This window comes from Streptomyces sp. NPDC058198 (assembly GCF_042882605.1).
Classification (GTDB): Bacteria; Actinomycetota; Actinomycetes; order Streptomycetales; family Streptomycetaceae; genus Streptomyces.
On record NZ_JBHVVP010000001.1, the window covers coordinates 615,623 to 629,817 of the forward strand.

Annotated in this window: 4 protein-coding genes and 1 pseudogene; 1 reads left to right on the forward strand and 4 read right to left on the reverse strand. The window is 69.5% G+C overall.

Annotated elements, in window-relative coordinates:
* Positions 1-14 precede the first annotated feature (14 nt).
* A complete protein-coding gene (locus ACFVWW_RS02810; protein WP_386875508.1) occupies positions 15-6,629 on the forward strand; it encodes a beta-ketoacyl synthase N-terminal-like domain-containing protein in 6,615 nt (2,204 codons plus the stop codon).
* A 242-nt stretch (positions 6,630-6,871) separates the two neighbouring features.
* Here the strand turns inward: ACFVWW_RS02810 and ACFVWW_RS02815 are convergent.
* The 4 genes and pseudogenes from ACFVWW_RS02815 to ACFVWW_RS02830 form a co-directional block, all read right to left on the reverse strand.
* Positions 6,872-7,948: pseudogene (locus ACFVWW_RS02815) on the reverse strand (glycoside hydrolase family 43 protein); the annotation flags it as partial.
* A gap of 249 nt (positions 7,949-8,197) precedes the next feature.
* Positions 8,198-9,955 carry a family 43 glycosylhydrolase gene (locus ACFVWW_RS02820; RefSeq protein ID WP_386875509.1) on the reverse strand — a complete coding sequence of 586 codons (1,758 nt, stop codon included), beginning with the start codon at positions 9,953-9,955 and terminating at the stop codon, positions 8,198-8,200.
* An 87-nt stretch (positions 9,956-10,042) separates the two neighbouring features.
* Positions 10,043-12,556: a discoidin domain-containing protein gene (locus tag ACFVWW_RS02825; protein WP_386875511.1), complete on the reverse strand. Its 2,514-nt coding sequence runs from the start codon at positions 12,554-12,556 to the stop codon at positions 10,043-10,045.
* Between the two features lie 416 nt (positions 12,557-12,972).
* Positions 12,973-14,046 carry a LacI family DNA-binding transcriptional regulator gene (locus ACFVWW_RS02830; RefSeq protein WP_384182704.1) on the reverse strand — a complete coding sequence of 358 codons (1,074 nt, stop codon included), beginning with the start codon at positions 14,044-14,046 and terminating at the stop codon, positions 12,973-12,975.
* Positions 14,047-14,195: the final 149 nt, after the last annotated feature.

The following is a 14,195-nucleotide window of genomic DNA, read 5'->3' on the forward strand; positions in this document are numbered from 1 at the left end:
GAAGTGAGACCTGCATGGAATTCGAACCGATCGCCGTCGTCGGCCGGGGCTGTGTGCTGCCCGACGCGCTCGATCCGGACACGTTCTGGGACAACATCGCTGCGGGCCGCACCAGCCTGTCGGCCATCCCGGAGGACCGGTGGCGGCTGCCGCGCCACTGGGCCATGGGCTCGGTGGACGACCACCTCGACCGCACCTGGACCGATGTCGGCGGGTACGTACGGGGGTTCGAGTCCGTCTTCGACCCCAGCGGTTTCCGAATGGCCCCGGAGCAGATCCTGTCGCTGGACCCGCTGTTCCACTGGGTCATGTACGGCATCCGGCAGGCACTCACGGAGGCGGGCCGCGAGGGCCCTCTGCCGCGCGCGGGGCTGGTGCTGGGAAACCTGTCCTATCCCACGCCCACAGGGGCGGCTCTTGCCGAGCACGTCTGGCTGTCCGCCCAGCGGCCCCCGCTCCGTGACGCCTTGCTGACGGGAGAGCGCCAGCGGCGGCCCGACGCCCGGAATCGCTTCTCGTCCGGGCTGCCCGCCCGGCTCGCGGCCCGAGCCCTCGGGCTGGGCGCGGGCGCGTGGTCGCTCGACGCCGCCTGCGCGTCGTCGCTGTATGCCATCAAGCTGGCGTGCGACCGGCTGCACGACGGCACGGCGGACCTGATGGTGGCCGGTGCGGTCAGCCGGGCGGACCCCCTCTATCTGCATGTCGGCTTCTGCGGGCTGTCCGCGACGAGCCGCACGGGACGCAGCCGGCCCTTCCACCGGGACGCGGACGGGTTGATGCACGGCGAGGGCGCCGGGTTCGTCGCCCTGATGCGGCTGTCCGAGGCCCGCACCGCCCATCTGCCCGTGCTCGGTGTGATCCGCGGTGTCGGGTTGTCCAACGACGGGCGCGGCGCCGGGCTTATCAGCCCGTCGGAGGAGGGCCAGGTCCGGGCCATGCGACTGGCGTACGACGCGGCGGGCGTCGCGCCCGAGACCGTGTCACTCGTCGAGTGCCATGCGACGGGGACGCCGGTCGGGGACGCGGTGGAGGCGCGCGGTATGGCCCGGGTCTTCGGGGCCGGTGACGACGTGCCCATCGGTTCGGTGAAGTCGAACGTCGGGCACCTGCTGGCCTCGGCGGGCGTGGCCGGGCTGCTGAAGGTGCTCGGCGCGCTGCGTGCGGGGGTCCGTCCGGCGACACTCGGCGCGGAACGGCCGCTGGAGGGGCTGGCGGGCACGCCGTTGCGGGTGCTGACCGCGCCGGAACCGTGGTCCGGGCCGCGCCGGGCGGCGGTGAGCGCGTTCGGGTTCGGCGGGACCAACGCCCATCTGGTGGTGGACCTTCCGGACGGCGACCCGGTGTCCGCCGTACCGCGGCCGATCCGCCCGGCCGCCGCCGTGACCGCCCCGACCCGGGTGCGGGAATCGCCGGGCGGCCGTACGCCGGTGGCGATCGTCGCCCTCGGCGCCCGAGTCGGTGACGGGACCTGTACGGAGGACTTCCGGCGGGCGGTGCTGGGCGGTGAGCGGCGTGGTCCCGCCCTCGGGATCGCCGTGGAATTGAGGGACCTGTGCTTCCCGCCACTGGCCCTGGAGCGAACGGTGCGCCATCAGCTCCTGGTGCTGGAGGCCGCCCGGGAGGCCGCCCGGTCGGTGTCCCTGCCCCGGGAGCGGACCATGGTGGTCATCGGCATGGGGGTGGACCCCGAGGTGGCCCGGGCGGGCGCCCGCTGGAGGGTTCCCCACTGGCTGGAGCAGGCCGGGCTCGCCGCCACACCCGAGTCGGCGGACCTCGCCCGGGACGCGTTCCTGCCGCCCGTGACCGCGGAGGGGGTGGTGGGCACCATGCCGAACCTGGTGGCGAACCGGATCAGTACCCAACTCGACCTGGCGGGACCGGGTTTCGCGGTCTCGGCGGAGGAGGCGTCCGGGCTGGTGGCGCTGGAACTCGCGGCCCGGGCCGTCCGGTCGGGGGAGGTCGACGCCGCGCTCGTCGGTGCCACCGACCTGTCCTGCGAGGCGGTGCATCAGACCGCCCAGCGGGATCTCGGCCGCGAGGACGAACCGGGGGACGCCGCCGTCGTCCTGGTCCTCAAGTCCTTGGACACCGCGCGCAGGGACGGTGACACCGTCGTCGCCCTGCTCGACGAGGACACCGCCGGCGCACCCGACGTGGTCATCGGGGACGGCCCTGACGCGGTGTTCGACCCGGCATCGGCCTTCGGGCGCGCTCACGCCGCGTACGGGCTGGTCTGCGTCGCGGTCGCGGCGCTCTCGCTCCAGCACCGCGCGGTGCCGCGTCCGGGCGTTCCTGCGGATACCGCGACCGTCGCGCACACCGCGAAGGTCGCGGTGACACCGTTGGAAGGGCCCACCGCGAGTGTCCGGCTGCGCGCGGAGGACGCCCTGCCGTGGCTGCGGGGCCCGGCTCCGCGCCTGCACGTCTTTTCCGGGGCCGGCCGCCGGGAGGTACTGGCCGCGCTGGAGTCCGGTGCGGAGTCCGACACCGGACCGGCCCGGCTGGCGCTCGTGGCCGACGACGACGCGTTGCCGGGCCGGAAGGAGGCCGCCCGCCGCTGGCTGGCCGAGGGCGGAGCCCTTCCGGCCGATGTGCGGTACCGGGACAGGCCGGTCGCGGGGCAGACCGCGTTCGTGTACACCAACGGCTCGGCGGCGTACCCGGGTATGGGCCACGAGCTGATGCTCGCGCTGCCGTCGCTCGGCGAGGCCGTCCGTGCCAGACACGGGGCGATCGGTGCACGGCTGCGGTCCCGGGCGGAGCGCGGAGTCCTCGACCAGATCTGGGGCGCCGCCGAACTCGCCGTCCACCACACCGTGTTCACCCGGGAGGTGCTCGGCCTTCGGCCGGAGGCCGCTCTCGGGTACTCCTCGGGCGAGTCGGCCGCCCTGGTGGCGCTGGGTGCCTGGCCGGACGCCGCAGGGCTGTACGACGCCACCCGGGACAGCGGACTGTTCACGACCGAACTCACCGGTGAACTCCGGGCGGTGCGGCGCCACTGGGAGCGTCTGGGCATCGAGGGCTGCCGCTGGTCGAACTATCTGGTCAGTGCGCCCCTGGAAGCGGTCCGTGCCGAGCTCGCCGCCGAGGTCGCAGTCCATCTGATGGCGGTGAACGCCCCCGGAGTCTGCGTCATCGGCGGCGAGTCCCGCGCGTGCGCGGCCGTCGTGGCCAGGATCGGCGCCGACCGCGCGATCGAGCTCGACTACGACATGGCGGCCCACGCACCGGAGTTGACGGAGATCCGAGAGGTATGGCGGGCAGTCCACCATCGTCCGACCGTCGACGTGCCCGGTGTGCGGTTCTACAGCGGGGCCACCGGGCAGTCGTACCGGCCGACGGCCGAGCGGGCCGCCGAGGCGCTCACCGCGCAGGGACTGAACACGATCGACTTCGCGGCCACGGTCGAGCAGGCGTGGGCCGACGGTGTCCGGGTCTTCGTGGAGCACGGGCCGCGCAAGCTGTGCACCGGCTGGATCAAGCGGGTACTCGGCGACCGGGACCATGTGGCCGTCGCACTCGATGCCCCGGGCGACAGCCGGCTGCGGGAGCCCTGCATGGCGGTGGCCGAACTTGTCGTCGCGGGCGTGCCGGTACACGCCCAGGAGTTTTTCGCCCGGCTCGCGGAAGCCGCCACGGAGGTGCCGCGTCCCGGGCCCACCGTCACCGTGCCCGTACCCGCGCCTCCGTGTCTGCCGCCACTGGAGCCGGCCCTGGTAACCCTGCCCAGGGCCCCCGAGCTGGCGCCGGTACCGGACCGGGAGGCCGGCCGGTCCGACGCACCGGGCGGCGCCGCCGTGCCCTGCCCCGGTCCCGCGGGGCCGCGCCCCCTGCCGGACGTCCCACCGACAGGCTCGGACGGGCGCGATCCGCGGGCGGCGGGCGCTCGCGCCGCAGTCCTCCGGCAGAGCCTGCTGGTCGCCGCGCTGCACCAAGAGATCACCGCCGGGCACACCGAGGCCCATCAGCGGTTCCTGCAGCTGTCCGCTCTCGCCGTCACCGCGCTGCGGAGCTCCGTGCCCGTTCCCGTACGGCCACCGGGCCCCCCTGCCCCGCGTGCGACGGCCGGGCCGCCGCCGCTCCCCACACGGCCCACGCCCCGCTCGGCGTTCCTGCCCGCTCCCCCGCCGGAAGCGGCACCCGCACCACTCCTGAGGCCGGGGCCGAAGTTCGACCGCGCCCAGTTGGAGCACCTCGCCTCCCGGGAGATCTCCACGCTGTTCGGCCCGCGGTTCGCCGAGCAGGACGCGTACGTGGTGCAGACGCGGATGCCCGAGCCGCCGATGCTGTTCACGGACCGGGTCACCGGTATCGACGCCGTGCCGGCGGCGCTCGCCGCGCCCGGCCCGGTGCGCACCGACGGGACGATCTGGACGGAGACCGATGTCCGGCCCGACAGCTGGTACCTGGACTCCACCGGACGTATGCCGGCCGGGCTGCTGATCGAGGCGGGCCAGGCGGATCTGCTCCTGCTCAGCTGGCTGGGCGTGGACCTCCTCAACCGGGGGGAGCGCGCCTACCGGCTGCTGGGCTGTGAGGTGACGTACCACGGCAGCCCGCCGGAAGCGGGAGACACCCTGCGCTACGAGATCCACATCGACGGCCACGCGGAGCACGACGGCATCCGGTTGGCCTTCTTCCACTACGACTGCTACGTGGACGGTGAACTCCGGCTCAGCGTCCGCGAGGGCCAGGCCGGGTTCTTCACCCCCGAGGAGCTCGCCGGCAGCGGCGGTGTGCGGTGGGATCCGGCCGAGCGGCCGCCCGGCGACGACCTTCCGCTCGACCCGCCCGCGGTGCGCTGCGGACGGACCCGCTTCGACACGGACCGGGTGCGGGCCCTGGCCCAGGGGCGGCCGGCGGACTGCTTCGGCCCCGGCTGGGAGGCGACGGCGGCCCACGTCCGCTCACCTCGGCTCGACGACGGCACACTGCGGCTGCTCCACGAGGTGACCTCGTTCGACCCGGCCGGAGGGCCGTGGGGCCGCGGCTATCTGCGGGCCGAGACCCCGCTGTCGCCGGACGACTGGTTCTTCGCGGGACACTTCAAGAACGACCCCTGTATGCCGGGCACCCTGATGCTCCAGGGCGGTCTCCAGGCGATGGCGTTCTACCTGGCGGCCATGGGCTTCACCGTGAACCGGGACGGCTGGCGTTTCGAGCCCGTCGGCGGTCACCCCTGCACGACGATGTGCCGCGGCCAGGCGACTCCGGCCGGCCGGCGGGTCGTCTACGAAGTGTTCGTGCGCGGTGTCTCGGCCGGGCCGGTGCCGACGCTGTACGCCGATGTGCTGGGCTCGGTGGACGGGGCGAGAGCATTCCTGGGCCGGGACGTGGCGCTGCGGCTCGTACCTGACTGGCCGCTGTCGCACTGGCGGCGCTCGGGCCCGCCCGTCGTGCAGGGCAGCGGTACACCGGTGCCGCTCCCCCTGCTCGGCGGGCTGGCCGGGCACCGGGAGAAGAAGCCGGTGGCGACGGCGGCCGATGGATTCCCCTTCGACTACACCTCGTTGCTGGCGTGTGCCTGGGGCAGACCGAGTGAGGCGTTCGGTACCGCGTACGAGCCCTTCGACAGCACCCGTAAGGTCGCGCGGCTGCCCGGTCCCCCCTACCACTTCATGAGCCGGATCGTCTCGGTGGACGGTCCGCAGGGCCGTATGCAGGAGGGCAGCAGTGTCGTCGCGGAGTACGACGTACCCGCGCGGGCCTGGTACTTCGAGCAGAGCGGCGGCCGTACGATGCCGTTCGCGGTCCTGATGGAGATCGCGCTGCAACCCTGCGGGTGGCTGGCCTCGTACGTGGGCAGCGCGTTGACCACCGACACGGATCTGCTGTTCCGCAACCTCGACGGGGCGGGAACGGTCACCGGTGAGGTCACTCCGGCGACGGGTACGGTCCGTACCCATGCTGAACTGACGCGTGTCTCCCGGAGCGGGGACATGATCATCGAGTCGTTCCGGGTGAGGTGCACGGCCGACGGCGTGCCGCTGTTCGAACTCTCCACGGTCTTCGGCTACTTCCCGCCGGCGGCCTTCGACCACCAGCAGGGCCTCACGGCGTCGGCCCAGGACCGGGCCCGTCTCGACGAGCCCTGCGACCATGTGGTCGATCTGACCGCCCGGCCCGCTCGTTACTGTGCCGGGGAACTGCGGCTGCCGGGCCCCATGCTGCTGATGCTCGACCGGATCACCGGTTCCTGGCCGGACGGGGGCAGCATGAGGCTCGGGCGGCTGCGGTCGGAGAAGGACGTGGTCCCGGACGAGTGGTTCTTCCGGTCCCATTTCTTCCAGGACCCGGTGCAGCCGGGGTCGTTGGGCGTCGAGGCCATGTGCCAGCTGCTCCAGTGCCACCTGCTTGAGCGCGGCGCGGCGGACGGCATTCCACGCCCCCGGTTCGAGCCGGTGCTGCCCGGCCGCGAGACGACCTGGACGTACCGCGGCCAGATCACCCCGGCCAACCGGCTGATCCGGGTGGACATGGACATCGTGGAGAGCGGCACGGACGCGCGGGGGCCCTACGCGACGGCGGACGCGTCGCTGTGGGGCGATGACACGTGCATCTACCGGGTGCGCGGGCTGGGCATGCGTGTGGTGTCCGACGCGGCTCCCGGACCCTCACCCGCTCTATGACGCGAGTGCCCGGTCGAGGACCGGGCACTCGCCCGTGGCGCCCGCACCGCACCTGACGCCACTCACAAATCCGCAGGTCAAAGTCCGGTTTCGACCTCTAGCCTCGCCGTTTTGGTCGGGGTGATGACGCCTCGCTGATCGTCAGCTGTCGGGTCGGTGCGGTGTTTTCGCTGCCGACGTCGGCAGCCGCGGGTGATGCGCGCGGCGACGCGCCCGCGGCGCGGCTACTCCCCCGGCCCGCCGTAGGTGCGCAGCAGTCGGTCGTACTCGGCCCGGGTGACCGGAGTGACGGTTCCGTGCCGCGGACTGGCCGGGAGCTGGTAGTTGGCCGACGGAGTCCACCGGCCCGAGTTCAGGTCGGTGGACTCGAAGGGGATGTATCCGCGGCCGCCGTACTCGTCGACGAACAGATACCATTTTCTGGATGTATTGGACTTGAAGACCGTTGGACCCTCGCCCTGGGTAATCGCGCCCTTGCCGACGCAGTCGGCCACCAGGTCATAGGACGGGTCGGTCAGTGAATTGGATTTCTCCGCGGTTATGAACTTGGCACAGGGTGAGGAGGGCGACGGGTCACGCTCGTCCTTGGTGAAGCGGTAGTAAGTGGTCTTGTCCTTGATGACCGTGGCGTCGATCACTGAGTGGCCGGGATCGTTCCACACCTTCGTGTCACTGAAAGTGCGGAAGTCTTTCGTCGTGGCGTACAGCATCTTGTTGTAGGTGTCGAAGGCGTGGTCGGGGTCGTCGTCGGCATACATTTTCGAGGCCCAGAACACGACGTATTCGCCGCGGCTGTCGTCCCAGTACGCCTCCGGGGCCCAGACGTTGCCGACGGACGCCGGAGCGACCTCCACCAGGCGCTGGTCGGTCCAGTGGACGAGGTCCGTGGAATCCCAGATCATGATGGATCGGCTGCCATGCCTCTGAACGTCGTCCCAGCTGCCACTGCTGTTTCGGTACATGCGCAGGTCGGTGGCGATGAGGTAGAACGTGTTGCCCTCAGGAGAGCGAATGACGAACGGGTCGCGCAGCCCTTTCTCGCCGAGTGTGGAGCTGAGCACTGGATTGCCGCTGTTGAGCTCGCCCCAGTGCAGGGGGTCGTTGCCCTGACTGAGGGCCATCCTGATCTGCTCGCCGTCGGCGGTGCCCTCACCGGTGAAGTAGGTGAAGAGGTACCCGGCGTAGTGGGGCTTGCGGGATTCGCCCCCGTGGTGCGCTGCGGTCCGGGCATGGCCGGCGGGTGCGGTGAATGCCCCGGAGAACACGGCGACGGTTGAGAGGAAGGGCAGAAGGAACGCGCGCGCGGGCCGTCTTGGCATGGCACATCCAGGATTGGTGAGATGGAATCCGCTGTATCAGGGCGTTGTGGGACAAGGACAGCCAGGGACAGGGCGTGACCCAATGTCTGCCGACAGGCATCGGCTCACGTTTGTGTCGTGCCCCAGGCTCACTCGGCCTATCCGGACAGATGTTTGACCCTGCCGCGGTCGTCGGCGTCATCACGTGTTCTCCTGCCTGGGGGAAGTTCGGAGCGTGACTACGGACGGGGGCGCGCCCGTGCCCGGTGGTCAGCTCGCCCCGAATACAGTCAGCTCATTGATCCCGCGTGCCCAGTCCGCCGTGTTCTCGTTGTGGATATTCACGATCCGCGTAACGGTGAGGCGCACGTACCGGTACCGGGCGGTGTCGGTGACGCGGTGGGTCTTGAAGCCGGCGATCCGGTTTGCGCTCTCGTCAACGAGAGCGTTGTAGACCCTGCCGTCCTCGCTGGCGTCAATCGTGTACTCGTAGTAGGTCTCGGATCCGTTCACCAGGCGCGTGGTGATGTTGATGCGGTCCACACGGCAGGCGCGGCGAAGGTCGACTTCCCAGGTGAAGGGGACGGTGCCCGACTTGTAGTAGTTTTCCTTGCTCACGTGGTCGCCGTCGTTAGCCTTGGCCGGCTCGTACGTGAGATCCTCGCCGGGCTCGTCCTCACTCAGGCTGCTCGCGTTCGCCGGCCCGCCGGCCGAGACGATGCGGCCGCGCTGGACCGGGATGAGGGTGCCAGCCTCGGCGTCGTAGTCGACTATCTCAAAGAGGTCGTAGGACGCATAGCCGTCATGGAAGGTGATCGGCAACATGCGCTGCTGGTTGGCCGCCTCCGGGTAGCGCCAATTGGCACTCCATCGGTTCGCCATCATCGCGTGCCGGTCGCCGACTTCGACTATGCCGCCGGACTGGGCACCAAACGTCGCCGGGTTGCCGATCTCCCGTAACTCGGACCATGGGCCCGCTGTGCTCGGCGCGGAGGCGTACTTGCCCTGGCTCGGATACCACCCGGCCGCCTCTGAGCTGAACAGGTAATAGGTGCCGTCGGCCTGGACAAGCGCCGGGGCTTCTCGGTGCTGGTCGGGGAAAAGGACGGCGCTCAGCTCTGCGACGGCCAGCCAGTCCGGAGTCAGGCGGTAGAGATTGAGGTCGGAGTTGTTGCGTGCGGCGGAGATGACGTAGCCGGTGCCGTCGATGTCGGCGAAGAAGGTGAGGTCACGCGACTCGTGGCCCAGGGGGCGGGAATGGCCGAGGAAGGTGAAGGCTCCGCCCGGTCGGGCAACCGCGACGGCTGTCTCGGCGAGTGTGTAGTCGCTGCGGTTCTCGTAGTGTGCCCACATGACGAACTGGCCGGTGGCCGGGTTCTTGACGACGTTCACCGACTCCAGCTTGGAGTCCTGGAGTTCGGGCGTCGCATCCCGGCTGAGCACCACGGTGTTGCCCGTGAACGTGTAGCCGTCGGTGGAAGTCTCCTCCACGACCTGCGAGAAGCCGTCGGCGTCGCTGCGGAAGTCGTAGCGGTAGTAGATCCCGTCCGCTTCGAGACCGGCCCTCAGGCTCAGCGATGACTTCCGCGTGTTGTCGTACGAGGCGAAGGCGCCGCCCGGGGTAAAGGTGCGGCAGGTGTTGGTGCTTGACGTGGACAACTCGGCGCCGGAGACGTCCAGTGCCCTGATCCGGTAGGTATAGGTCTGCTCCGCGGGCAGCGCGTAGTCGTCGAGCGTCGTGCCGGTAACAGTCGCCACACGGACGGGGGCGGGGTGGCCCGCACATGCTCGGTGCACCTCGTATCTGTCCGCGCCGGTCACGGCCTGCCAGTGCACCTTGATGTTGGTGGCGCGCGTCTCGTCGGCGAGGCGGAAGGCCGTGGCGGTCGCAGCCCCGCCCGCTTGGGATTGGGCTCGGGCCCTGCCCGGGGAGGCGACGAGCGGCAGCGCACCGAGCGGCAGAGCCGCGGCGCCCATCAGGGCCTGACGTCGGGAGATGCCGGTTCCGTAGCACGGGACGACTGCCATGAGCGTGCCTTTCTCTCATCGTGGTTGGGGACGAGAAGAGGCGGGCGGCAGGTGCGATGTGACACCCGCCGCCCGCCCCGGAGCTGCCTACCGGCCGTAGACGGTGGCCTCGTACAGGCCCCGCGACCAGTCGGCTGATTTGCCGTGCGCCATGTCGAAGGACTGGTACACAGTGACCTTGACGTAGCGGTACTTCCCGGTCACCTCGTGGCTCTGGTAGCCGATCCGGTTGTTCTGGGTGTTGTCGGCGACCTCGGTCCACTTCTGACCGTCATTGCTGGCGAAGACGCTGTAGCGGTGGACGTTGTCCGAGCCGCCGACCGTCTTGAAGGACAGCCCTACCCAGGACAGGTCCTTGGCCTTGCCCAGGTCGACCGCCCAGGAGAACGGCATTCCGCTGCTCTTGTAGAGCTGCTCAACGTTGTCGTAGATGTCAACGTCGTAGTCCTTGCCGTCATTGGCCTGCTCGGCGTTGTAGTGCCGGTACATGCCCTGCGCTTCCTGCTCGGGCGTCGTCTCCCAGTCCTCCAGACTGTCGGTCGGGCCCCCGATGGCGGTCTTGACCTGCGCACTGGCGGTGACGGGCTTGTTCAGCGAGAGCAGCTTGTCGCCCGAATCGACGATTTTGCCCTTCTTGACGTCCACATCGAGCGTCGGCGTGAACCGCAGGTCCATCTGCCCCTTGCCGCCGTTCCCGGCGTCGTCGATCTTCAGCGGCAGCCAGACATACGTCGACTTCATCAGCAGGTCCGAACGCCAGCGGTCGCCCATGTACACGTAGGTGGGCTTGCTGTCGGTGCCGATGTTGAGGATCTTCGTGGGCTGGCTGCCGTAGGTCGTGTTGTCGCCGACCGGCTGAAGGCCGGTCCAGGCGTCCTGACCGTTGCGGTAGCCGTACTCGTCGCGCGGCTTGCTGAACCCGGCGTCCATGTCCTCGGTACGTCCGTACTGGGCCTGGTTCGGAGACCAGCCGGACTGGGAGGACGTCATGAGATAGACGTACTTGCCGTCCTTGCCGCCGTTACGGATCAGGGCCGGCGCCTCTCGGTGGTCACCGGCATACATGTCGTACTCCATGTCGGGCACGACGTCGGTGAAGTCGTCATTCAGCTTCCACACCCGCATGTAGATGTGATCCTGCGCGGTGACCAGGTACGCCTCGCCGGTCTTCTCGTCCTGGTAGACGGTGAAGTCGCGGGAACCGTAACCGATGTTGTCGCCCTTCTGCGCGGGCTCCGGGTCGCGGCCATCCATCGTGAAGTAGGTCTCGGCCCCGTACGACGGGGAGAAGATCCGCAGCTCCTTGTAGCCGAAGGTGTTGTACGTACCCGCCTCGCGGTTGATGACCGGCTGGAAGATCGGAACCGCGGATTCGTCCGCTGCTACCTCGTAGGTCACCGAGGTGACCGCGCTGGTCCTGCCACCCTTCTCGGTAGCGGCCTTGACGGTGGTCTTCGTGCCCGCGGCACCGGCCAGCGGGATCCGCATACCGTCCCAGTAACGCTTCCGCGCGGTGTTGGACGCGTTCGAGGGGTCGGATCCGTCCGTGGTGAAATACGAGATCGAGTCGGCCGTCGCGCTGGTGACGAAGGCGACGTCCTTACTCTTGACGTACACGACCGAGGACGATGAGGACTCCTTGAGCGTCGGGCTGACCGCGGGAGCCACCAGGGCGTCGTGGGAGGTGCCCGGGTCACCGATCTTGTACTCTGCGGCGGCGGTCGCCGACTGTGCACTCGTCGGATAACGGACGATGTAGTCGCCGACTGCCGTGTTGTAGTCGGGCGAGTACCTGTCGTAGGCGGACTTGTCGAAGGCGGTCATCTTGACTGCCTTCGCCTTCAGCGTGACGTCGTGGCCTATGTCGTTGAGCTCATACGTCCACGAGTTCCCGGCCTGGGTGGAGCCGTAGTCGTCGTCACTCACATAGGTGAGGTTCTCCGGGTTGCTCGAGTTCGGAGTGTTGTACGCGGTGATGCGTGGCGGGTAATCCGCCTGCGCCGGCTTGTAGGCGTGGTCGGTGTTCGACTCGCTCTTCGCCGATGTGTCCCAGTCCTCCACCAGCTGGCCGACGCGGTTACCCATCGCGTCTTCGCCCTCATTACCCGCCCCCGGGCGGAAGTGTCCCGCGGAGGTGATGGTGTAGGGGCCCTCGGGCTTGTCGGCGGTGGCGACGATCACCTCGGAGGCCGCGTAGCTCGCGGCCGTTTCCCAGTGCCCCCACAGAACGTACTTCTTCGTCTTCTCGTTGAACAAAAGCTTGGGGCGCTCGACCTTGGAGTGGCCAAGAATCCTGTTGCCCTGGGTGTCCCGTGTGTCGGGCGAGAGGATCTGACCGGCGTTGGTCCAGTTCTCAAGGTCCTTGGACGTGTACAGGTTCACACCGTTGAAGATGTAGCCGCCGTCGGCTCTGTTCTCACCGACCCAGTAGTAGGTGTCGCCCTTCTTGAGGACGCCTCCCCCGTGGGCGTCTATGGGGTCACCGGCGGTGTCGTTGAAGGGCTGGCCGTTGGGGATGGGCTTGGAGCCGGATGCTGCGGCCGCCTGCGACGCGGGAGCGCCGATCGCTGCGGGCAGTGCACCGGTCAGCAGGGCGGCCATGGCGACGAACGCCGCTGCGGCTCTCCTGGATCTGGCTGATCTGTGGCTTCCGGGCGATCCGGATGATCCGAGGGATCCGGTCATGGTGTGGTGAGGGTCCTCTCCGTGCGGGATGCGGATGCAAGCCCCAGCGGTGTGGCAGTGTTCCGCCGAGCGATGTTCACGCGAACATCGGGACGGAGCATGGCAGTCGCCCCCAGGGCGCGGCAATGGGTAGGACAGCACCTGATGTGACACACTCGCCGCGATCCGCAGATGGGAACGCCGGAAGATGCGGCCGAGCGCAGGTCAGGGCCGCTTCATTGCGCATCCACGAGATGATTGCGCAAACATGGCCGCAGCGACCGGGCCGTGCGATGTCGCCCCGCACGGAAACATGAATCCCCGCGTCCGCTCCAGCCGTGCCGCAATCCGGGTCAGCCCCGACGCGGCGCCGTGCTCGTACGCACCACCAGCTTGGGCGGTACCGAGTGGACGCCGCCGGCCGCCTCCCGGCCGCTGTGGATCTGGTCGAGGAGCAGGCTGACGCACCGCCGCCCGACCTCGTCGAAGTTCTGGCGCACCGTAGTGAGCGGGGGAAGGAAGAACTCCGCTTCCGCTACGTCGTCGTAGCCCACGACGCTGACGTCGTCAGGAACCCGACGGCCCGCCTCGCTCAGGGCCCTGATCAGCCCGAGCGCCATATGGTCGTTGCCGGCGAAGACCGCTGTCACGTCCTCGCGGGCCGCGATCTTCCGGCCTGCCTCGTAACCGGACTGGGCGCTCCAGTCGCCGTAGAGGACTGCGGGCACAGGCGCCCCCGCCGCTTTCAGTGCACCGTGCCAGGCGGCGGCGCGCCGTCGAGCCGAGAAGGCGTCCTGAGGTCCGGCCAGATGCCAGACGGTCCGGTGTCCGAGCTTCAGGAGGTGCTCGGTCGCGGCCCGGGCGCCATCGGTCTGGTTGCTGTCCACGGTGTGGAAGCGTCGGTCCGGGTCGCCGTCGACCACGACCACCGGCACCCCGTGGGGCAGCTGCAGTCCGGGCCGGTCCAGGATCTGCGCCTCGATCAGGATGATGCCGTCGACAGCCTGGCTGGTGAGCTTGGAAAACGCCTGCCGGACGGCGCCCTCGGTCTGGGAGCGTGCGCAGGTGACGTTTACCGAGTAGTCGGCGTCCTGGGCGGCCTGCGAAATGGCCTGCAGGGTACGGGCGTTGCCGTAGGCGCTCAGGTCGAAGCTGATCACGCCGAGGGTATGGAACTGGCCGGTCGCCAGGGCGCGCGCCGCAGTGTTGGCACGGTAGCCGAGCATCCGCATGGCCGAGAGCACCCGCTCGCGGGTTTCGCCGTCGACATTGGTGCGGTTGTTGACAACCCGGGAAACGGTCTGGGTCGACACGCCGGCGAGGGCCGCCACATCCCCCTGCGAAGGGGGACGGTGTCCCGCGGCCCCGGCGCGTTCCGTAAGCGGGCGGGACGCGGCCACACCGGCGGTGGGGATGAAGTCAGTCATGCCGAGTCCTTTCGACCAACGGCCGCCGGCCAGGCAGTTTCGGCGGAAAGACCCTTGTCAGCGCGAACATCGTATCCCGCGCGACCGTCGCCCTGCGAGGCGACCATCTCTGCGACCGTCAACCTTCCACGTGGGAGGTACTCAACAAG